The following is a 22572-nucleotide window of genomic DNA, read 5'->3' on the forward strand; positions in this document are numbered from 1 at the left end:
AAGCGGGGCGCGCCGTGGCCAATCGGAACATGAATCTTGATGTCATCGTTCGCCTCAAGGACCTCTTGAGCGGACCTTTGCGCGGCATTAAAGGTGCGCTTAATGGCGTCATTGATGCCGCTCGCAAGATCGGGTTTGTCGGCGCTGCCATTGCCGGTATTTCCTTCCTCGGCCCCATGCAGGAGGCCGCAGCTTTTCAGCAGCAGTTGATCGACATAGCCGGAACGTCAAATCTGACGGGACAGGCGGCCTTTGCGTTCGTCGATCAGTCCAAGGCAAAATTCGAGCAGCTCGCCCTTGATGTCGGCCAACTCTCCGACACTGTCGCCCGAGGCGCGGGACAGATGATCGCGGCCGGCGTCGATAACGGGCTTGTAGACCGCTCCATCGGATCGATCAGCCGCGCCGCCACCGCCGCCAATGCCGAGATGAACGACATGGCGTCCGTCGCCACGTCGCTGCTCACCACGCTGAAGCTTCCGGCCGATCAATTGGATGACGCCATGGGCGCGCTGGTGACGGCCGGCAAGCTCGGTTCCTTCGAGCTGAAGGACATGTCGCGCTACTTCCCGACACTGACCGGGCAGATGGCGAAGTTCGGCGTGACCGGCCGCGAGGCGATCAACTTCCTAGGTTCCGCCCTCCAGATCGCCCGTAAAGGTACATCCGATCCGGCCGAGGCCGCCAACAACCTGAAGAACTTCCTGTCGAAAATCCTTGCCCCGGCCACGGTCAAGAACTTCGCGGACATGGGCGTCGATATTCAGAGTGTGATGCAGGACGCGGTGACGAAAGGCATCAACCCGATAGAAGCTGTTGTACAGAAGATCACGAAGCTGACCGGCGTTTCCAGCAAGGAAATTCAGGGCCTGATGGGCAAGGCGAAGGCTGCCGGCATGTCCGACGCTGACGCGCTGGCAACCGTGCGCGAGCAGCTCGAAAAGATTTACGGCGCTGGCAAGCTCGGCGAACTGTTCTCTGACATGCAGGTGATGGACTTCCTGATCCCGATGCTCGGCAACATCGACGAATACAAGTCGATCAAGGACGAGGTTGCCAAGGCGACCGGTAGCGCCGTCGATGCCGACTTTGAAACCCAGATGCAGGGCCTCAACCGCCAGCTCACAATCTTCCGCGAAATCGGCACGCAGGCATCCCGCGAAGTCGGCCTTGCCTTCGGCACATGGATGCCAGCGATCAACGGCTATCTGATGGATGGCCTCAAATGGGTTCGCGACTTCGACGCGGCGACGGGCGGAATGGTCAAGCAGGGCCTTGCCTTCGCAGGCGTGGCCGTTCTGGCGGCAGTCGGTCTCGGCGTCCTGGGCGTCGTGTTGCCTGCGATCGGCGCGGGTCTGTCGGTTCTGGCGGCGCTGTTCAGCCCGGTGGGTATCGCGCTGGCGGGCATCGCTGCTGCCGGCGTCTATATCTATCGCAACTGGTCAAGCTACGGTCCACGCCTGTCGCAAATGTGGAACCGGCTCGGCGATGTCTGGGGAACTGTTCGTCAGAAAGCCGCCGCAGCGGTTCCGCATCTGCGCAATATCGGCAACCAGGTCATGGGCGTTGCCCGCGATTTGGCTGGTCGCTACGGCCCCATTATCCGCGCCGGTCTCGGAGCAGCGCTCGACGACGTGACGGCAGGATGGCAAAACCTGAAGAAGCTGATGTCCGGCTTTGCCGATGGCCTCGATCTCAAGTTCGACCTTTCCGGCCTGACAATCGAGGATGCCAAGCTCGCGGCCTTCCGTGGTCTTGATGTCGCATTGAACGGCATTGCCAGGGCATGGCAGGGCATGAAGGAATTCGGCTCCGGATTTGCACCGTGGCTTGAGCCGATCGGCAAGGCGGCAGGCGGCGCGGTCAGATCGATCGGCGGCATCGCGACCGGCTTCATCCGGCTCGGAGCTGCTATCCGCGAACTTGTCGGGCTGGGCGAAGGCGGCAAAATGTCCGGCATGTTTACCGGCGTCATGAAATTCCTAGGAGACCTCGGCGGCCAGACGGTTCTAGCGGCATTCAAAATCCTTGAAGACGTAGCGGGGGCGATCGAGTGGGTGGTGAAAGGACTTGCGTCCCTGGTCGAAGCCGTCAACCGCGGGATCAATTGGAGCGCACTCATGCCGGACGGCATCGCCGAGGCGTGGAACAGTGTTGCCACGGCACTGGAGCGCGTGAAGGCCGCCCTCAGCATCGAAAGTGTTTCGAACGCACTAGGCGTTTCCGGCAAGCGCAATTTAACGGAGTTCGGTCCTGGCAGTCGCCAGCCCGCTAACCAGAACGGCGTCCTGCCGGCACAGGCATCGCCGACCGCGCCCGCCGCGCCGCAGCAGCTCAACGTCAAAACCGAGGCGAAGGTTGTTGTCGAAGGCCCCGGCAAGGTTGTCGGCCAAACTACCACGGTCACGTCGCCGTCGCCGAACGTCAATACCGGCCGCGCCGTCGGGAGGGACTGATGCTGCTCGACAGTCTCGATTCTGCTGAAGGGCTGCTGCCGGGTGTCTATCGCGGCATCCCGATTTCCATCGTCGATGTGTCGAGCGACCATGGACGGCGGGTTCTCGAATATCTGTTCCCCGGCGTCGATCCCGCCGCCTATGACGATTTCGGCGTGGGGCCCTCCGGCATCAGTATCGAAGCGCTTTATGTCGGAGACGATTATCGCGCACGGGCAAAGCTGCTCTCCAAGGCCTTTGAGACACCAGGGCCGGCGCTTCTCATTCATCCATGGCTTGGCCCGATGCAGGTCATCATGGAAGAGCCGGCGCAAATCCGCTTTTCCGAAAGGGAACTCCGGGTCTTCCGGATTTCAGCGCGGTTCAAGCGCGCGCCGGCGTCATCGGTGTCAGGTTTCTCTGGCGGACTTTTGCCCTCGGCCCTGTCCAACTTCACCAGCGCAGTAACCTCGCTTGCCACCTCGATCGCGCTGACCGTCATTTCCAGCGCCCGCACCGCTGCGACCATTCGCAGCCGGCGCATCACGTCTTCCGTGACCAATTCCATCGTGGCGCGTCCGGATGCCCGTTCGGCCGTCAGTGAGATACGTTCCGCGCTGGCCGCCGCTTCTCCTGTCTCGCCCTCCGCTTTCGACGCCTGGGCCAGCTCGGCCGCCTCGGTCATCGCGCAGACGATCGACGTTCCGGCCGTCGCCCCTGCGACGACGATCGCGACCACGACGCCCAGCGCCCAGGCACTGATGAGCGCTGGCCTTTCCATCGCAACAGGATTACTGGCGGAAGCGGGTAAGGCACCGTCTGCGATCGACGCACTTTTGCTGGTCGGCGCTGCCGGCCAATTCGTAGCCGCGTCGGCCGAGCAGTCTTCTTATGCGGATTTTGTATCTCGGCAGGAGGCCCTTCGGTATCGCGCCGCCATGACCTCGGCTCTCGGCTCGTTCATTGACCAGGTCGAACAACAAGCACCGGCCACCATGCAGGCCGCCAGTTCAGCCGCCTCATCATCCGCACGATCGTTGATTGCTGCCATCGTCTCCGATCTCAATGAGGTCATCGGCCGCCTGCCATCCGTGCGCCGCCTCTCCGTCAGCCGCGATACCGACGCCTGGCTAATCGCGCAGCACCTGTCGGGCGACACGCCAGCGCAGCTGGAAGCGGTCTATGCCGACCTCGTCGCTCGCAATGATCCGTCACACCCTGCGCAACTGCCTGCCGGCGATGTCGAGTTTCTGGAGCGCAGCTAATGGCCAAAAGCATCAAGCTCTTCCTCGACGGCGTGGCCTATGACCAATGGACATCAGGCGAAGTCACCCGCGACCTGAAGGATTTTTCCGGTGCCTTCAGCTTTACCTTTCGCGATGGCGAGGCTTCAAAACAGACTTTCGTCTTCGCTTCTATGCCGATCCTACCGCGCCTGCGCTCCCAGATGCAGGCTAAAATCATGATCGGTAAACGCACAGTCCTTTTGGGGCATGTCGAAGATGTGGCCTATGATGTTAGCGACGGTAATGCATCGGTGACGATCTCCGGCCGCGACAAGACCGGCGATCTGATCGACTGCTCGGCACTGGCGGAAGGTCCGGCCGAGCTGAAGGGCGTCAAGCTGGAAGACGCCGCCGCCAAGATCGCCGAACCGTTTGGCCTGAAGGTCCGCACGGAAGTGGACACCGGCGAGACCTTCGATCGCTATTCGATCGACCTTGGCGAGACCGCCTTTTCCGCCATCGAGAAAGGATCGCGGCAACGCAGTGTCCTCATTCTTTCCGATGGCGTCGGCAACATCGTCATCACCCGAACGGGCAAGACACGCGCACCCGATGGGATTAGCCTGCCAGGTAACGTCATGGCCGTCAGCGCATCCTTCAGTACCGCAAACCGCTTCAGCAAGACTGTAGTGCGGGGTCAATCGGAACGGTCTGGCAAAGCCCGCAGCGCTGCCGCGCTCGATGCTACAGCCGAGCCGATCGGCGCGGACGGTCGCAATGACGGTGACGGCTCGGCCCGTGAGCGAGAGCGCAAGGGAACCGTCGCGACTGGCCGGGCCGAAGATGATGAAATCAAGCGATATCGCCCGAAAGTCCATCTTGCCCGAAGCAAGGCTGGTGCAGACAGCGCCCAGGACGAAGCCGACTGGCGCAATCGAACGTCTCGTGCTGAAGGCGACGAACAGACCTACACCGTCAAGGGCCACGAGGCGAATGGTGCGCTTTGGACAGTCAACCAGGTCGTACCCGTATCGGATGCCTTCCTTGGCATTGAGCGCGATCTGCTAATCTCGGCTGTCCGTTATGCCGAGGCCGACCAGATCACCACGGATATCTCCGTTTGCTCGGCCGAGGCTTTCGATAAGGAGCCGGTCGGCAAGCGACGAACAAACAAATCCGGAAAGGGCAAGGCCAACAAAAGCACCGGGCCGCTCGATGGGAAGGCCGAGGCGTTATGAGCGAGATCGTCAACAAGCTGCGCGGTCTTGTCCGTCGCGTCACCGTCAAAGACATCAAGGATGACGGCCAGATGCAAACCGCCTCGGCGGAGGTGGCCGAGGGTGTCTGGCGTGACGATCTCGAAATCATGCAGCCCTATGGGTTCCACTCGGTTCCTGATGATGACGGCGCTGTCGGCGTGGCGCTGGCGATCGGCGGCGACGAAGGCGACATGGTGATCCTGCCGCTCGCCAATCCCTCCCAGCGCATGGGCGGCTTGAGCAAGGGCGACGTCGGTCTTTCTAATAAGTTCGGCGATCGCATTATCATCCGGGCAGGCGGCGGCATCGAGGTTCAGGCGGCCGCGTCCATCACGCAGAAGGTGGGCGGCGTGACCATGACACAAAGCGCAGATGGCGTTGCCATAGTTGGTGGCAGGCTGACGCACAACGGCATCAACATCGGCAGTGACCATGGGCGCGTTACTGCTCCGCCCGGTCCTCCTGGTCCGCCAGTTAGCGACTAACCGCCCGCCACGGCGGGCCTGATCAGCCTTGCGCGCGCGCGATAGTTTCGCGCCATGACCGGATTTTTCGACCTTGCCCTGACCTATGACGCCACGCGGCGCTGCTGCGATCTGGTGCTCGATGACGATTTCAACCTGGTCGTGGACGAAACCCCTATCACCCCGATCCTGCTTTCTCTTGGCATCGATCGCCGCGCCTCTCCGGATGATGAGCTGCCGGAAGGCCGATCGCAGTTTCTTGCGCCTGTTTCCTTTTCCGAGCGTCGTGGCGCGCTGCTTGATGGCCTGAATGCTGCCGGTGACATGTCCGGCTGCAAGCTCTGGCTTCTAGAGCGCGCGAAGGAAACCGAGATTACGCGCCAGCTCGCCGAGTATTATATTGCCGAGGGCCTTGCCTGGGCGGAAAGCGAAACAGGCACGCCAGCCGAAATCGAAGTCTGGTGGCTGCGCGACGGCGTGCTGGCCTATCGTGTCCTGGTCGAGGATGCCACCCTCGAATTGACGCGAAAGGTGGCGTGATGGTCTGGCCCGTTCCTGCCGCTAAAACGATCTTCTCACGCCTCGCAGCCGCCTCCGAAGTGCTGCTGCTGAGCATCTATCCGCAGGCGGATGTGAAAAAGATTTCCCGCGCCGTGCGCTCGGCAAACGGAATGTTCGCGGTGATCTGGAGTGCCGTCGCTCCTGAGGTCCGCGAAACCCACGACCATGTTGCATGGTGGGCGCGGCAATGGATGCCGGACAGTGCCGATGACGAAGCGATGATCATGCGGCACGCTTCCATCTGGGGCATCGATCCTCGTGATGCCAAAAAAGCCATCGGTTCGGTCACGATCGAGGGAGCGGCCGGAACGGTTCTTGCTTCGGGCATCGCGATGGCATCTACGGCTTCCACCACGTATGTCACGACAGCAGGCGGGACAATCGCGGCAGGCGGCACCGTCACCGTCACCGCCCAAGCCGTCGCGCCCGGAAGCTCTGGCAACCTCGAAAGCGGCGTGCAGCTCTCGACCGTTGTTGCCTTTCCTCAGATATCGAAAATCACGGTTGCCACCCCATTTGCCGGCGGCACCGATGATGAGGAACCGGAGAGCATTCAGGAGCGATACCTTCAGCGCATCCGTGAGCCGCCGATGGGCGGTTCTGCCTCGGATTACCGTGCTTGGGTTAGCAATGTCGCCAGCGTGTACGCCGTGAAGGTCGTGGAAGACTGGATTGGTCGCGGCTCCGTGGGTCTCGTCATCGCCCTGAAAAACGATGACGGCACGCCGCGCATCCCGACCGCGCTGGAGCTGACGGCGATCGGCAACTATCTCGGTGCACAGGGCAGTCAAACTGGCGCTCGTCCCGTCACTGCAAGGGTCATCCCGCTGGCGGCCGAGCTGGTCAGTATTCCCGTCAGCGTGCGCCTTCGCCCTGATGGCGCGTTGACGAGGGCGGCGGTTCAGGCGGCATTCAATCGCTTCATCGCCACCATCGGTGACGAGGACGATCCGCAGAACGAAAGCCCGATTGGCGCGACCATTGAGCCGTCGCGGATATCAGAAGCCATTTCCGCCGCAGATGGAGAATATTCCCATGACCTGACCATCCCGGCCGCAAGATACACGCTCGGCGTCAAAGCCTGTCCCGTCGCCACCGCCATCACCTGGCTGAATTAAGGAGGTCTTGAGACATGTCCAGGACCTCTTCAACCATCCTTCAAAGCCTCTTTTCGAAACTGCCGATCGGATGGGCGCTGCGTTATCGCGGTGGCGTCATGCGCGTGATCCTCGGCGCGGTCGCCGAGACCATCGCAGACGCCGAGGCGGCCGCCGAAGCGATGATGAATGAAACGGACCCGCGCCTGGCGGATAAGCTGCTTGCCGATTTTGAGCGATGCCTAGGCCCTGATCCATGCGGCCGCGACCAAGACGGTCTGTCCGTCCAGCAGCGCCGACAACTCGCTTTCCAGCGCTGGACTGCCCGAGGCGGACAATCGATCCCCTACTTTATCTCGGTCGCTGCCGCGCTTGGCGTCACCATTACGATAGAGGAATTCTGGCCCTCCCGCGCGGGCGTGCTTCGCGCTGGTCAGCGGCTGCGCCCCGAAGGGTCTCAATTCGTCTGGCGTGTCAATATTCCCGGCCTCGTCACACTCACTGACTTTCGGGCAGGTGCCAGCCGTGCCGGTCACAGGCTTGGATCATTCCAGGTCTCGGCCATCGAGTGCGTTCTGCGCCGCTACAAGCCCGCCCATACAACAATTGTTTTCAAGTACGGAGAAGCCTGATGGATCGCATCAATGGCGCTGACACTATCGATATCGGCGGCGGCCGTCGTGGCTTTCGCGACGAAAACCTTGCAGCTGGCGCGGCCGGCACAGAAGTCACCGCCCTTCACCTCAACAGTGTGCAGGAAGAAATCCTGAAGGTGATAACTTCAGCGGGCCTTGTTCCCAGCGATGCGGACTGGTCGCAGTTGTGGCAGGCGCTCAACGCTTTGGGCCTTTCCCCTCAGAATCAAAGCCGCCAGTGGCTGGCGGTTATCTCGATCACCTTATCCAGTCCGCCTGGCAGCCCAGGCATCGGGGACACCTATTATATTCCAGCTAATGCTTCCGGTCTTTGGGCAGGAAAATTTGGGCAGATCGCACAATGGACCGGTTCGTCTTGGCGGTATTTCGTCAATAACAATGGCCAAGGCCTCGGTCTGCCAGATGGTAGAGTGTTCATCAATTGCTTCGGCCTCGGCCTGATTGAGAAACCGGCGCTCGATGTGCAGTCAGGCAAATGGAGTTTTGCCGTTGCAGGTGGAACGGAGAACGCGCTGACAACGTCGCTGACGCCCGCTCCCGATGCCTATCGTGAGGGAACAGCCATTCGCCTTAAGGTCGCGGCGATTAACACCGGACCCGCTACTTTGAACGTCAACGGGCTCGGCGCAAAAGCTATCCGTCGCGCAGATCAAACGCCTCTTATTGCGGGTGACCTTGTGACAGGTCAGATCGTCGAGTTGATTTATGACGCAACCGGCTGGCAGATTTCAGGTCTTCTGACCTCACTGGCTCGTGGTGTTGGCGTACAATCTTATACCACGGCCGGCACCTTCACCTGGACTGCGCCGGCCGGTGTTACCCGCGTCGAGGTAGAGCTTTGGGCTGGTGGCGGCGGCGCTGCATCAGCGCCAAACGTCAACGGTCAATACGGCGGTGCGGCTGGTGCGGGCGGCTATTCCCTTGGCGTTTACGATGTCACGCCGGGGGCGAAATACACCGTTGTAGTGGGTGCAGGTGGGTCCGGAGCCTTGACTGCAAATAGTAACGCTCCGGGCGCTCCGGGTGGGCTTTCGTCGTTTTCGCCTGAAGGCGGCTCTGCACTGATTTACGCGACGGGCGGGCAGCGTGGTGAACCTCGCAGTGTGGGCGGGTCTGGTCCCGGACAAGGCATGTTAGGCACCATTCTCAATCTCAGAAGTATGGGCGGGTCCGGCTCTGGTGCGGGCGTCAACGATCCGCCTGTTGGTGGATCGGCGGCTCGCGGTGGTGCTGGCGGACTGACGGGTTCGCCGGGAACACAGCCCGGCGGTGGCGCTGGTGGAGCATATTTTAACGGAGTTCCTGCGGCGGGCGCTGCCGGTCTCGTCCTGCTACGTTGGTAAGGGAAACAGGCATGAAGTACGTTTTGGTTCAGGACAGCAAGGTTCTCCAGATTTTCGATGTCGACCCGAAACTTCCGACACGGGAGGGTGCCACGGGAGAGCACGATCCGGCTGTCTTGGAGGCTCCTGATGCGGTCGATCACGATTGGGTTCTGAAAGGGAATGAGCTGCTAGCGCCCGCGCCCGTGGACGGTTCGCTCGATGCGGTGAAGGCCGCTCGCGTTGAAGTTCTCAGGGCAGCATGTGAGGCAACGATCATAGGCGGCTTCGCGTCCAGCGCGCTTGGCAACCCCCACACCTATCCGAGCGACATCAAGGCGCAAATCAATCTCATGGGGTCTGTCACCGACAGCCTTATGCCAGACCTGCCAGCCGATTGGGCGACACCGTTCTGGGTCTGCGATGCAGTCGGAGCGTGGGCTTGGAAGATGCACAATGCGGCTCAAATTCAGCAGGCCGGCCGCAATGGCAAAGCGCATGTCGTCAAGTGCCAGACGCTGCTCGGTGAACTGACCATGCACGTTCTCGCAGCAACGACGGCCGAGGCCGTCGCGTCCATTGTCTGGCCTGAAGGAGGCAACGCATGATCAAGCTCACCACCATTGCCGAAACTCTCGAAGGCGCACCCTGGACACCAGCAGATGAGATTTACCTCCAGATCGCCGCCACCACCGACCAAGCGACCGTGGACGTACAAGCGCGCGTTTCCGTCGATGCAGATTGGGTGACCGTCGCCACACTTAACCGCACGTCCACGCCTATCGTGCGGATCGCCAAGCTTCCGAGCTTGCGCCTGGTCGCACGCAATAATCCGGCCAGCAAGACGCTGACCGTTTGGGACAACTCCTGATGCGGTTTGCGAACCTGCCTCTTATCCTGCCGCAGAATGGTCCACTGGCGCTGTCAGCGAATGAGGCAGACGTTTTCTCCGTCAACCAGGTAAGCTCTGCCTTCGGCCCGCTGAAGACCAAGCTGGCAGCGGGCAACAACGCCAACATTTTCGCAAACACCGACAGTACCGGCTATTCCGAATACGGGCCGTACTACAAATTCGCCGTGGCTCTAGGCGACCTCTACAACGCCACCGTTATCATGCACCGGTGGGCCGAATGGGGTGGTTCATCTGCCAATGGTCCGAAGGACTATGCCGCGCCGGTTGTCATCCGCAATGGAACGTCTCAGACGATTGACTTCTGGCTGGCTGCTCTTCCTGGCCAAGTCGCCGGCTGCATGTTTGAGGCATCGCGCAAGCCGACCGCAATCGACGCGATCCCGCGACCCGATGTTGCTATCACCCATCACGGCCACAACATGTCCTCATTCGAGACGCCGGGAAATGATTTGGCGATCGGGCGCGGGCTGTTCTGGTCGATCATCGGCTTGATCAGTTGGCAATGGAAGGACGTGCCGCAGGTCATCACCACCCAAAACCCGTGGCGCGACAACGCGGGATACGACAAGGTTTATAACGCCATCCTCGGCGTGGCATCGGTTTTCCCGAGCCTTACCATCGTCGATACCCACAAGCTTTATATCGACGCGGGCAAGGCACCGATCCTTTACCGGACGAACGATGTTTCGCCCGTGTACCATCCGTCCGATACCCAGGGTAACGATGAGGGTGCGCGGCTAGCGGCCGGTGCGCTTATGGCGTCCTTTAGGAAAGCAAAGAAGGCGGCGTTTTCAACCGTCAGCTGGATGGAATTGCCGATCGGCACAAACCTGTTCATCAACGGCGATCTTTCAAACTGGTCTGGTGCGCTTCCGGTTAACTTTTCTGCCGTGTCGGCCGGTTCGGCAACCAAAGATACCGACCCGGCAAATATCCACCCTGGCGCAGGTGCGGCATACTCGGCCAAGGTCAAGCCGGCAGACGCTAACGGGCATTTCTCGTCCATATCGAATTCGTTCGATGCGACGGAGCGGGCCTCGATGTCCGGGAAAACGGTCACAGCCATTATGCTCGCCAAGGCCAATCCCTTGCAGCGTGTACCGTTTACCAGCTTCGTCACACGGGCGAACAACGGTTTACGCACGTATTCCGGCGGTGCCTTGATGTGGGGTGCAGCGTCAGGTGCTGGCGGCTGGATGCCTATCACCTATGGCGGCATACCCTGCGATGCGGGCAATACCGATGCCAATTCAAGCTACAAGTTTGTGCCGGCATTCGGCGCTTCGGCACCGCCCACCGCTGATGTCGCATGGCTTCAACGATGCGTGATCATTGAAGGACTTGTGCCACGCCTCGGTCTGGTGCGGCCAGGTGCCTAAGTGCCACGCTCACGGCGTGACGTAGCCGCCCTCTGTACGGGTCATTTTGAAGTCGTTACAACCAAGTCACTAACGTTGGCTGGGGATACAGAATGACGCTCTTTCTCATCTTTATATGGATACTGGTCTGCGGGTTTGTTCTGTGGTCAGTCGTCTCGATGGTCTGGCGGAAAGACCACCGCAAGTTACTGAAGCGCCGAGCCATAGCCGGTTTCGTGGTAGGCGTTGGGGTTTTGGCTGGTATCGGTTTCTCTTTTGATCGCGACGCTAAAATGGCAGGCTTTGCGAGCATGGAAGATCAGTCTCGCGCAAACAAAGCTGGCATCGCCGATGCTGCAATTTGGGCTGATATAAAGAAGGCAGACGAAATAGTGCGGGTGCAGCGAGCCGCTGACGAGGCTGAGAAAACCCGTTTAGTGGAAGCAGAGCGGCAAGCGAAAGCCGACGAAGACGCAAAGACCGCAGCACTCGCAGCGGAAGCCCAAAGGCGGAAGGACGAGGAAGAGAGCAAGGCGAAGGACGTCGCGTGCCGCGCCGACATCCAGTGCTGGGGGGAAGAAGGTTGGGCGGCGGCTACAGCGCGTTGCCCGAATGAAATCGAAAAGCTCGCAAAATGGGATTTCGAATGGACCGACAGTTGGTCTGAAACGAAACTCTCGCACTATCGCTGGAAGAGCCAAAAAGACGGCATCGTCACCTACATTGGTGACAAGTTAAAAATGCAGAATGGCTTCGGCGCATGGAAGCATGTGAGGTACACTTGCGACTTCGATCCCGTCACGAAAACCGTGCTCGACGTATCTGCGCTGTGACGTGAACCGCCCGCGTTATTGAATGGGTTTTAAATGACCCTCAAGAACCACTTAAGGCAGGTTTGACACCGTTATTGGAATTCTAGAAATTCCGATTTCTGGTGTCAAAATTCCGATTTCGCGCTACAGGGTACAGACACTTAGGGCCACGTTGGAGCTAGTCTGACAGACTATTGCAAACGTTCGTTTTTGCAATTCCTCGTGTCAAATTTGCAAAAAACCGCTACAGGGTACAGCGAGGAATGCCGCAAATTCTCAACGTACGTCCAGAAGACGACGCAAACTTTGCTTTTCTCATTGAAGATGAATGGTAGCGGGAGAGGGACTTGAACCCCCGACACGCGGATTATGATTCCGCTGCTCTAACCACCTGAGCTACCCCGCCACAGGGAAAACGTGACAGCCATGTGACCGTCCGCTCCATCAGGATGAGCGGCTTATAAGGTGCCGCTCCCCAAAGTGTCAAGCGCATGACGCGCAAAAAATTCGCTTTCCACACGGCGGTGAAAACCGAATTGTTTCAGGCAGCAACCGGCTTTTCCAAAAGCGCCTTCAGCGAAGCCTCGGCGTCCACCGAGCGTTCCGAACGTTCGATGAAACCACCACCGTAAACGCGGGCATCAGCGCCCGGTGCAGAATAGAGCACGCAGGCCTGACCGGGAGCGACACCCGCCTCGCCGGTCATCAAATCCACGTAGATGCCGTTTTCATCGGCATGCAACATCGCTTCGGTTGGCGGGCGGGTAGAGCGCACCTTGGCGAAGCATGCAAAGCCCTGCCCGGCCTCGTCCGCAAGCGCGCCATCGCCAAGCCAGTTCATGTCTCGCAGATAGACACGGCGGGTCTCCAGCGCCTCCCGCGGACCGACGATAACCCTGCGGCCACGCGCATCGAGATGCACGACGTACAGCGGCTCTCCAGTCGCGACACCAATACCCCGGCGCTGACCGATGGTATAATGCACGATACCGTCATGGCGGCCGAGTACACGCCCGTCCAGATGGACGATATCGCCCGCCAACGCCGCATTTGGCTTCAGCTTGTTGATGATATCGGTATATTTGCCCTGCGGCACGAAACAGATGTCCTGACTGTCGGCCTTCTTGGCGACGACGAGACCCATGTCTTCCGCCAGCGCGCGTGTTTCGGCCTTTGAGAGGCCGCCGAGCGGAAACCGCAGATAGTCGATCTGCTCCTGCGTCGTTGCAAACAGGAACCAGCTCTGGTCACGATCACTGTCGATCGGGCGATAGAGCGCGCGGCGTCCCGGTTGGCCGGCAACGGGATTAGGACGCGAGCGGATGTAGTGGCCGGTCGCCAGCGCATCTGCGCCGAGTTCCTGAGCAGTGGCGAGCAGATCGGCGAATTTTACCGTCTGGTTGCAGGCAACGCAGGGGATCGGTGTTTCACCCATCGCATAGGCTTCGGCAAAGGGATTGATGACGGTTTCGCGGAACCGCGCTTCATAATCCAGCACATAATGGGGAATGCCGAGCGTTTCGCAGACCCTGCGCGCATCGTCAATATCCTGTCCCGCACAGCAGGAGCCGGCGCGGTGCACAGCCGCACCGTGGTCGTAAAGCTGGAGAGTTATGCCGAGGACGTCATAGCCCTCGCGCTTGAGGATACCGGCCACAACCGAAGAATCGACGCCACCGGACATGGCGACAACGATCCGGGTGTCTTCCGGCCTCTTGTCAAAATCGAGCGTATTCACGTTTTTTCCCATCGTCAGTCATAACGGGGGTAAAGGCCCCGCCGCCTGTCGGTCATCCGCTGCGGGAAGCCTCAGTCGAAAAAGACTGTCCGGCCTCGCCACCATGCGGATTTAAGGGCTGCATATAGAAAGGAATGGCCGCGCACGCAAGTACGGGGCGGAAAACCGCCCCGTAAAGCAATCAGAGTGAAGTGGTGACCGGTTGTTAAGCGCCCGCCGTCTTCTGGCCGCTGCTGCCAATCCACTTGTCGCGCTCCCTCCACAGGGCCGGCAAAGCCAGCAAGCCTATTGCGGTAAGGGCGATCAGCGTCTTGCTGACCTGCGAAAGTTCGGCCGTACGGCCATCCAGATAATAGACGCCATAGACGATAGCCACGTGCCAGACATAGACCTGAAGCGAATGGCGGCCGAGCAGCTGCAGGAATTTCAGCGAGAGCACCCAGATCACGCCCTGCGCAATCGAGCGGACGATCGGGCGGTGATGCTTCGGACCGGCGATCACCAGCCAAGTGAGACCCACACCAACAGCAAGGAAATTGATGAGGTAGACCGGGCCGAAATCGGCACGGATCTCCATCGTGGAGAACTTGCCCATCACGAATTCCGGCATCAGGCCCCAGGCGGTTGCAATACGAAGCGGCATGAAAAACAGGCAGATGAGAAGTGCCGCCTTCGGAAGCCATGTCTGTTGCGGTGAGAAGATCGCCTTCCACGGAATGCGGTTCTGCGCCGTCATCGCGCCCAGCACCAGCGCCGAGTAGAATACAAGCTGCCAACCGAGAAGGTTGAAGCTGACACGGATACCCTGCTCGTCGGCACCCTTGACGAGTTCATTGAGAGGCGTCGTCACGATCTGCTGAAGACCGAGCTGGCCGGCCATCCAGACCAGCAGCGAGCCTGCCATGACATAAGCCCATTTGCCGTCGAGGCAGAGTTTAACGAGGACGGGTGCGAACAGCATGTAAACAATGTACTGCGGCAGAATATCCATGAATGTCGGCTGGAAGAGGAATGTGGCGATCGCCGCCAGACGCAGCGGATCGTCGAACGAAGTCATGCCCAGCCAGTTGTACCAGATGTACGGCGCATGCGGGATGACCATGCGGAAGAACAGCACGGCGATGACGAGACCCATCGCATAGCGATAGAGCTCCATCGCCCGGTTCCAGATCATCTGTTTTCCGGCGTCATAGCCATATTTCATCATCTTGCGGGCATAGACCATGCCGATCAGCAGACCAGACAGAAAGACGAAACCCTGCGCGTCTTCCACGAAGGCAAACTGGCGGTGATTGATTTCCACCAGCCAGAAACCGCCTGCAAACACCAGATGGTTGATCAGCATGAAGACGAGGAAGTAACCACGCATCCCGTCGATCAGGTCAAAGCGTTTCATCTCGATAGCTCTCCGTTCTCGCGGGCCGTGCATTGCCCGGCCACCCAGCCCGGCTTGCGGGAGGCGGGCCGGGAATTGGATTGTCAACGCTGTTTTGCGCCTGTGGTTCCCTTCCCAAAGCGGTTTAGAACCGGCGCGAAAAGTAACATTGACGTGTACGCATGCTGGTTAGGATGCGCGGACTGAACACCGGATGAATGAAAAACGGCAATTCCGTGGAGCAAAAGAGCTATGCGTCAGCGCCAAACCTCGACGAAGAGGGCGCAAACCCCTGCATGGCAGGGAAAACGCGGACAGCCACTCGCGGGACGATACAGATATCACCCGTTAGATTTATCAGTCATTTTTTTGGAGAGTTGTGATCTGCCACCGCGATCACTGAATTATCGACGAAAGACAATGTCGCGGCATCACGCATCGCGGCACGCAGAAGCCCGGAGGTTGGTAAAACCTCCGGGCTGTTTCATTCAGACAAGACTACGCGTCGTCTCAGGCAGCGGCCTGAATGGCGGCGACCTGCCAGTTGTCGTTACCGCCACGGCGCACGAAGGTCCACATTTCCACCGCTTCGGACGGATGCTGCTCGTCCCCTTCGATCACCTTGCCGGAGGTGCGGTCGCGCATAATGTCGATGGCGGAGTAGCGCATGGCTACCGTTGCATAGTCCTGGCCCTCTTCGTGCCAGGCTTCGGCAACATCGCCCTGCAGCAGCGTTACGTCGCGCACGTCGTTTTTCACGCCGCTCGTCGCGTTGTCGCTCAGTTCCTCAGCAAGATAGGACATGGCTTCCGGCGTCGTCAGCTTGCGCAACGTGCCGTAATCTTCAGCCCCATAGGCAGCCTGAACATCCTGCAGCATTTTCTGGAAGACTTCGAGATCGCTCTGGGTAATGCCAATTTCGTCACCTTCGGACATAGCATTGGCATGTGCCACCGGCTTTGCGGTTGCGGCAGTGGCCGCGGCTGCGCCGCCCGCAGCACCGGCAAGCGCGCCGATCTTCGGAATCTTGAACGAGGATGCGGAAGGACCTGCCTGCGGGCCGCCATTAAAGGAGGAGCCGGAATGATCCGTGCGCTGCGATCCGCCTGCGCCACCGAAAGCCGGCTGGCCCTGACGGCGCGATGCGAAGAAACGCATGGCGAACATGACCAGAAGGCCAATCAGCGCCACCTGCAGCAACATACCGAAGAAACCGGCCATACCGCCGAAACCGCCACCCATGAGCATGCCGAACAGGCCACCCATCAGCAGTCCGCCCATCAAGCCACCCATCATGCCGCCAAACAGGCCACGGCTCTGCTGCGGTGCCTGCGCACCGGGACGCGCCGGCTGTGCAGCACCGGGCGTCGCCTGGTTTTGCTGGGTGTTAGGAGTCATGCTGCGGTTGATCGGCGCGGTCTGGCCGGGGGCGGTGCTGGTCGACGGCGGCGCGGAAAACGTCCTTGTGCCGCGGCTACCGAAACCGCCGCTCGCACGGCGTGCTTCCGCCATATCGACGGCTACGAAAGATACCGCGATACCAAGCGCGGCGACTGCGAACAAACCTTTGAAGCGCCGAAAGGCAGCAAACATCACTATCTCCTGTTGGCCACCCTCCCATGAGCGGCATATCAGCACGCGATATAGCAACTCATGATCATCATTTTTAGTATGCCCGCCTTAAATTTTTCGTGATATGCAACCAGAGAGAGAAACACGCACACATTTCGGTGAAACCGGCGGTTCAGAAACAAAAAAACCGGCACAGGGTTTCCCCTGCACCGGCCCTTATTGTCCCCTTGGGAGGAACGATAGGTATCAGTCGATGTTGAATGTCAGCGGCCTGACCTGGCGGATTGCCGGGTTGGCGCGCAGCTTGTCCAGCACGTCTTCGGAAACCGGACCATCGACATAAAGAAGCGCGATGGCGTCGCCGCCTTCCTTTTCACGACCGAGCTGGAAGTTGGCAATGTTGACGCCAGCCTCACCAAGCGTGGTGCCCATGAAGCCGATCATGCCGGGAACGTCGGTGTTGGTGATGTAGATCATGTGCGATCCAACATCCGCATCCATGTTGATGTTCTTGATCTGGATGAAGCGCGGCTTGCCATCCGAGAACACCGTACCAGCAACCGAGCGAACCTGGTTTTCAGTCTTGACCGTCAACTTGATGTAACCGTCGTAAACGCCGGTCTTGTCACGCTTGACCTCGGACAGGATAACACCCTTTTCCTTGATCATAACAGGCGCGGAAACCATGTTCACATCCGCAACCTGGCTGCGGATAAGGCCCGCCAGCAACGCGCTGGTCAGCGCCTTGGTGTTCATGTTGGCGGTTGCGCCATCATAAAGGATTTCGATTTCCTTGGTGGCGCTTTCCTGCACCTGACCGACGAAGGAGCCGAGAACATCCGCCAGACGGATGAAAGGCTTCAGGCGCGGTGCTTCTTCCGCCGTGATCGATGGCATGTTGATGGCGTTGGAGACGGCACCCTTGACCAGATAATCCGACATCTGCTCGGCAACCTGAAGTGCAACGTTTTCCTGTGCTTCCGTGGTCGAAGCACCGAGATGCGGCGTGCAGACGACATTGGGAAGACCAAAAAGCGGGCTCTCGGTGGCGGGCTCGACTTCGAAAACGTCAAAGCCTGCACCGGCGACATGGCCGGACTTGATGGCGTCGGCAAGAGCCGCCTCATCCACCAGACCGCCACGGGCGCAATTGACGATGCGTACGCCCTTCTTGGTCTTGGCAAGGTTTTCGGCATTGAGGATGCCGCGTGTCTTGTCGGTCATCGGCACATGCAGGGTGATGAAATCGGCCTGCGCCAACAGCTCATCCAGCTCAACCTTCGTCACGCCCATTTCCTGCGCGCGCTCCGGCGACAGGAAGGGATCGTAGGCCAGAACGTGCATCTTCAGGCCAAGTGCGCGCGAGCAGACGATGGAGCCGATGTTGCCGGCACCGATGACACCGAGCGTCTTGCCGGTGATTTCGACACCCATGAATTTCGACTTTTCCCACTTACCCGCCTGCGTGGAGCTATCGGCAGCCGGAAGCTGACGCGCGACGGCGAACATCAGCGCAATCGCATGTTCGGCAGTGGTGATAGAGTTGCCGAACGGCGTGTTCATGACGATGATACCGCGGCGCGAAGCGGCCGGGATATCGACGTTATCGACGCCGATGCCGGCGCGGCCGATGACCTTGAGATTGGTCGCCGCTTCGATCAGCTTTTCGGTCGCCTTCGTGGCGGAACGAATGGCAAGACCATCGTAATTGCCGATGATTTCAGCCAGCTTGTCCTTGTCCTTGCCGAGTTTCGGCTGGAAATCGACTTCGACGCCACGATCACGGAAAATCTGGACGGCGGTTTCCGACAGTTCGTCGGATACGAGTACGCGAGGTGCCATGGTTCAGGGGCTCCTTGAAAAACGGTGCAGTTTTAAAAGCGGGAAATCGGCGGCCCTGCATCAACGCAGGGCCGGTATCAAAATCAGGCGGCAGCCTTGGAAAGTGTTGCCTTCTGCGTCTGGTAGGCCCAGGCGAGCCAGGGCATGACGGCTTCCATATCGGCCGTCTCGATGGTTGCGCCGGCCCAGATGCGCAGACCGGACGGTGCGTCACGGTAAGCGCCGATATCGAGGGCGACATTTTCCTTTTCAAGCAGGGCAACGATGCCCTTGGCGAAATCCGCCTGCGCAGCAGCATCCAGCGCCTGTACGTCGGGATCGACGATCTTCAGGCAGACGGAGGTGTTGGAGCGGGTTTCCGGCTTGACGGCCAGGTTGGCGATCCAGTCGTTCTTCTCGATAAAGTCGTAGATGACCTTGGCATTGGCATCAGCACGGCCAATCAGCGCCTTCAGGCCACCAAGGTTCTTCGCCCACAGCAGCGCGTCGATATAATCCTCAACGCAGAGCATGGACGGGGTGTTGATGGTTTCGCCAGTGAAGATGCCTTCGATGAGCTTGCCGCCGGAGACCATGCGGAAGATTTTCGGCAGCGGCCATGCCGGCGCGTAGCTCAGCAGACGCTCGACAGCGCGCGGCGAAAGGATGATGACGCCGTGGCCACCCTCGCCGCCCAGAACCTTCTGCCAGGAGAAGGTTACGACGTCGAGCTTTGCAAAGTCCATATCCTGCGCGAAGGCCGCCGAGGTGGCATCGCAGATCGTCAGACCCTTGCGGTCAGCAGGAATGAAATCGGCATTGGGAACGCGGACACCGGAGGTGGTGCCGTTCCAGGTGAAAACCACATCGCGGTCGAAATCGACTTCCGCCAGGTTCGGCAGCAGGCCGTAATCGGCCTCCAACTTGCGTACGTCCTTCAGCTTCAGCTGCTTGACGACATCGGTAACCCAGCCGGCACCGAAGCTTTCCCAGGCAAGCATATCGACGCCGCGTTCACCAAGCAGCGACCAAAGGGCCATTTCAACGGCGCCGGTGTCAGACGCGGGAACGATACCGATGCGATAATCGGCGGGAACATTGAGAATTTCACGGGTGAGATCGATGGCCTGCTTCAGCTTGGCTTTGCCAACCTTGGCGCGATGCGAGCGACCGAGCGGTGCATCGGAGAGAGCATCTAGCGACCAACCGGGACGCTTCGAGCAGGGACCAGAAGAAAAATGCGTATTGCCCGGACGGAGGTCCGGCTTCACTATATCTGTCATTTGACTACCCTTTCAGATAGGCGCCTCTCGTTAGGGAGAGGTGTCCTGACGCCGTTGCTATTCCTCTCACCGGCCTCCGTCAAGCGGAATATGTCGCTACGCATGAGAATTTTAGTCCATATGCGTCATGCGACGAACTGGATACCGCTGAAAACAAAAACCGCCCGCACCGGAGGAGGATGCGAACGGCTGAAGCTAACAGTCGGGCGTGACGTTTATTTATAAACGGCAGGCTGCAGCGGAATATCGGCAGGCGGCATGTATTGCGCGGTATCGCAGCCGTTAAAGACATAACGGCCACCGACGCGAACCTCATGCGAATACAGACCCTTGTCGCGGCCAGGACCGCCACCATTCGCAAAATCGAACATGTCGCCCTTGTTGATCTGGCGGAAGCGGTAACCGACATCTGCCTTCAGATTACAGGTAACATCGATCGACGCACCGGCCATCAGGGCATAGGCGAAGCGCCACTTGCCTCTGCCGCCGTGTTCGGTGGTCGGGTCGCAGCCAAGGCCATTGGTGCTGCACGAAGTATTGCGCAGCTTATCCCATTTGACGTAGGAGCCGCCGATACCGCCGCCAACATAAGGCGTGATGCGGCCATAGGTACCAAGGTCGACATAGGCGTTTGCCATCAGCGTGTATGCTCTAAGCGAGCTGAGATCCGCTGAAACGCAGGGACCGGGCACGGAACCACAGCCGCCGATGGTAGACCCGCGGAAATCCGATTTACCCATGTAATCGAAGGTTACGTCACTGCGGAAATAGTTGTTGAACTGATAACCGACACCTGCGCCGACGATGTAGCTATCCTTGACATTAGCCGTATCGAAATCGGCGAGATAACCACCCGGTCCACCCTGATAATAGTTGGCGCCGCGAAGCTTGTTGAAGGAATAACCGACGTCGCCGCGCAGATACCAACCACTTGCCTGCGTGATCTGCACTTCGGGTGCCTCTACATAGGCAGGTGCAGGTTCAGCTTGATAAAGATCGGCAGCGAAGGCGCTCGTGCCGGTCATCAGAACGGCCAGAATGCCGGCCAAAGCGTTTTTCATGACTTCCACTCCAGAAGAGGCACCTGCCGTTGCGGCAGCAAATGCCAGTGAACTGTTCAGTCACGGAGATTGGCGTAAAATGGTTAAGTCCCGATTAACCACGATCATTCACTATATTTATTAGGCAATACTCAAAGAAAAAGCCGACTCGAAAGCCGGCTTTTTCTTTTCACATTTGGTGGCGCAATTTATGCAGCCGAGCGGGCATTGGTGATGACCCCGACGAGATCGTTGACGATCTGCTCCACCTTCGCACTATCGTCGCCCTCCGCCATGACGCGGATCAAAGGCTCCGTACCGGAAGGGCGGATGACGAGGCGGCCATTATTGGCCAATGCGCTTTCCGCATCCGCGATCGCCTGCTGCACGATCGGATTCTCCAGTGGCTTGCCGCCGGAAATACGGACGTTCTTCAAAAGCTGCGGCACCGGCTCGAACTTGCGGCAAACCTCGCTGACGGTGAGGCCCGAACGTTTGACCTTGGCGAGAACCTGCAAAGCTGCCACCAGCCCATCGCCAGTCGTGCCGTAATCCGACAAGACGATGTGGCCGGACTGCTCACCGCCGACGTTGAAATTGTGGTTGCGCATATGTTCGACAACATAACGGTCGCCCACCTTGGTGCGGGCAAGGGTGAGACCCTTGTCGCCAAGGAAACGCTCAAGACCGAGATTGGACATCACGGTTGCGACGATGCCGCCACCACGCAGGGTATTGTCGGAAGCCCAGCTGTCGGCAATCACCGCCATGAGCTGGTCGCCATCGACGATCTCGCCGCGTTCGTCGACGATGATGACACGGTCCGCATCGCCATCGAGCGCGATGCCGATATCGGCCCGCACCTCATGCACCTTTTTCTGCAGGGCTTCCGGGTGGGTGGAGCCGCATTCGAGATTGATATTGATGCCGTTCGGCTCGTTGCCGATGGTAACGACTTCGGCGCCCAGTTCCCAGAGCGCTGCGGGAGCCACCTTGTAGGCAGCGCCATTGGCACAGTCGATGGCAATCCTGAGCCCGCTCAGCGTCACATCACGCGGCAGGGTACGTTTGACGAATTCGATATAGCGGTAGATATCGCCATCCACGCGCTTGGCGCGTCCGATCTCGCTCGGCTTGGCGAGCTGGGCATAGAGATCCTTGTCGAGAAGATCTTCGATTTCCAGCTCAAGCTCGTCGGAAAGCTTGTATCCGTCGGGTCCGAAAAGCTTGATTCCATTATCGGAAAATGGGTTGTGCGACGCCGAGATCATTACGCCGATATCGGCCCGCAGCGAGCGGGTCAGCATGGCAACAGCGGGGGTTGGAATGGGCCCGAGCAGGAAGACATCAAGGCCGGCCGCGGTGAAACCTGCGACCAGCGCGTTTTCCAGCATGTAGCCCGAAAGCCGGGTATCCTTGCCGATCACGACACGATGGCGATGATGGCCCCGGCGGAAGATCGTTCCGACCGCAATGCCCACACGCATCGCCAGATCCGGCGTCATGGGGAAGACGTTCGATTGTCCGCGGATACCATCGGTTCCGAAATAACGGCGTGCCATTTGAACTCCAAATCTTTCGGGCATTCCGGCATAGCATAAAACTACCGGAAGCGTTTTTGGCTAAATGCCACAAACCAC

Annotated in this window: 19 protein-coding genes and 1 tRNA gene; 12 read left to right on the forward strand and 8 right to left on the reverse strand. The window is 59.4% G+C overall.

Annotated elements, in window-relative coordinates; genetic code table 11:
* Positions 1-29: 29 nt before the first annotated feature.
* From J5276_RS18950 to J5276_RS19005, 12 genes are all read left to right on the forward strand, one after another.
* Positions 30-2456 (forward strand): phage tail tape measure protein, encoded by a 2427-nt coding sequence (locus tag J5276_RS18950; RefSeq protein WP_219256679.1) that lies wholly within the window; start codon positions 30-32, stop codon positions 2454-2456.
* The gene (locus tag J5276_RS18955) at positions 2456-3700 is read left to right on the forward strand and encodes a DNA circularization N-terminal domain-containing protein (protein ID WP_219256681.1); all 1245 of its coding nucleotides are present in this window, start codon (positions 2456-2458) and stop codon (positions 3698-3700) included. The genes J5276_RS18950 and J5276_RS18955 overlap by 1 nt, the downstream gene beginning before the upstream one ends.
* Positions 3700-4899 carry a phage baseplate assembly protein gene (locus tag J5276_RS18960; protein ID WP_219256683.1) on the forward strand — a complete coding sequence of 400 codons (1200 nt, stop codon included), beginning with the start codon at positions 3700-3702 and terminating at the stop codon, positions 4897-4899. The genes J5276_RS18955 and J5276_RS18960 overlap by 1 nt, the downstream gene beginning before the upstream one ends.
* Positions 4896-5405: a phage baseplate assembly protein gene (locus tag J5276_RS18965; RefSeq protein WP_219256685.1), complete on the forward strand. Its 510-nt coding sequence runs from the start codon at positions 4896-4898 to the stop codon at positions 5403-5405. Before J5276_RS18960 ends, J5276_RS18965 begins: the two co-directional genes overlap by 4 nt.
* A gap of 54 nt (positions 5406-5459) precedes the next feature.
* Positions 5460-5924, forward strand: coding sequence for a phage GP46 family protein (locus tag J5276_RS18970; RefSeq protein WP_219256687.1), 465 nt, complete (start codon positions 5460-5462; stop codon positions 5922-5924).
* Complete coding sequence (locus tag J5276_RS18975; protein WP_219256688.1) at positions 5924-7063, forward strand: baseplate J/gp47 family protein; 1140 nt, start codon at positions 5924-5926, stop codon at positions 7061-7063. Before J5276_RS18970 ends, J5276_RS18975 begins: the two co-directional genes overlap by 1 nt.
* A gap of 14 nt (positions 7064-7077) precedes the next feature.
* Positions 7078-7674 (forward strand): YmfQ family protein, encoded by a 597-nt coding sequence (locus J5276_RS18980; protein WP_219256689.1) that lies wholly within the window; start codon positions 7078-7080, stop codon positions 7672-7674.
* The gene (locus J5276_RS18985; protein WP_219256690.1) at positions 7674-9041 is read left to right on the forward strand and encodes a DUF2793 domain-containing protein; all 1368 of its coding nucleotides are present in this window, start codon (positions 7674-7676) and stop codon (positions 9039-9041) included. The genes J5276_RS18980 and J5276_RS18985 overlap by 1 nt, the downstream gene beginning before the upstream one ends.
* 11 nt (positions 9042-9052) lie before the next feature.
* Positions 9053-9628, forward strand: coding sequence for a hypothetical protein (locus J5276_RS18990; protein WP_219256691.1), 576 nt, complete (start codon positions 9053-9055; stop codon positions 9626-9628).
* Positions 9625-9891 (forward strand): hypothetical protein, encoded by a 267-nt coding sequence (locus tag J5276_RS18995; protein WP_219256692.1) that lies wholly within the window; start codon positions 9625-9627, stop codon positions 9889-9891. The genes J5276_RS18990 and J5276_RS18995 overlap by 4 nt, the downstream gene beginning before the upstream one ends.
* Entirely contained in the window at positions 9891-11312 is a 1422-nt protein-coding gene (locus tag J5276_RS19000) for an SGNH/GDSL hydrolase family protein (protein WP_219256693.1), read from the forward strand. Before J5276_RS18995 ends, J5276_RS19000 begins: the two co-directional genes overlap by 1 nt.
* Before the next feature lie 92 nt (positions 11313-11404).
* The gene (locus J5276_RS19005; RefSeq protein WP_219256694.1) at positions 11405-12124 is read left to right on the forward strand and encodes a hypothetical protein; all 720 of its coding nucleotides are present in this window, start codon (positions 11405-11407) and stop codon (positions 12122-12124) included.
* Between the two features lie 308 nt (positions 12125-12432).
* Here J5276_RS19005 and J5276_RS19010 read toward each other — a convergent pair.
* The 8 genes from J5276_RS19010 to glmM form a co-directional block, all read right to left on the reverse strand.
* Positions 12433-12509 (reverse strand) — tRNA-Met (locus tag J5276_RS19010).
* Positions 12510-12644: 135 nt separating this feature from the next.
* A complete protein-coding gene (gene mnmA / locus J5276_RS19015; RefSeq protein WP_035199644.1) occupies positions 12645-13841 on the reverse strand; it encodes a tRNA 2-thiouridine(34) synthase MnmA in 1197 nt (398 codons plus the stop codon).
* A gap of 205 nt (positions 13842-14046) precedes the next feature.
* Positions 14047-15237 carry an OpgC family protein gene (locus J5276_RS19020; protein WP_035199646.1) on the reverse strand — a complete coding sequence of 397 codons (1191 nt, stop codon included), beginning with the start codon at positions 15235-15237 and terminating at the stop codon, positions 14047-14049.
* A 489-nt stretch (positions 15238-15726) separates the two neighbouring features.
* The gene (locus tag J5276_RS19025) at positions 15727-16809 is read right to left on the reverse strand and encodes a Tim44 domain-containing protein (RefSeq protein ID WP_003511377.1); all 1083 of its coding nucleotides are present in this window, start codon (positions 16807-16809) and stop codon (positions 15727-15729) included.
* Positions 16810-17034: 225 nt separating this feature from the next.
* Entirely contained in the window at positions 17035-18630 is a 1596-nt protein-coding gene (gene serA, locus J5276_RS19030) for a phosphoglycerate dehydrogenase (RefSeq protein ID WP_003511378.1), read from the reverse strand.
* Between the two features lie 83 nt (positions 18631-18713).
* On the reverse strand, positions 18714-19892 hold the full coding sequence (locus J5276_RS19035; protein WP_003511379.1) for a phosphoserine transaminase: 1179 nt from the start codon (positions 19890-19892) through the stop codon (positions 18714-18716).
* 215 nt (positions 19893-20107) lie between these two features.
* Positions 20108-20953, reverse strand: a complete 846-nt coding sequence (locus J5276_RS19040; RefSeq protein ID WP_003511380.1) for an outer membrane protein — start codon at positions 20951-20953, stop codon at positions 20108-20110.
* Between the two features lie 188 nt (positions 20954-21141).
* Complete coding sequence (gene glmM, locus J5276_RS19045; RefSeq protein ID WP_003511381.1) at positions 21142-22494, reverse strand: phosphoglucosamine mutase; 1353 nt, start codon at positions 22492-22494, stop codon at positions 21142-21144.
* Positions 22495-22572 lie beyond the last annotated feature (78 nt).

It is taken from the genome of Agrobacterium sp. S7/73, from assembly GCF_019355535.1.
GTDB lineage: Bacteria > Pseudomonadota > Alphaproteobacteria > Rhizobiales > Rhizobiaceae > Agrobacterium > Agrobacterium tumefaciens.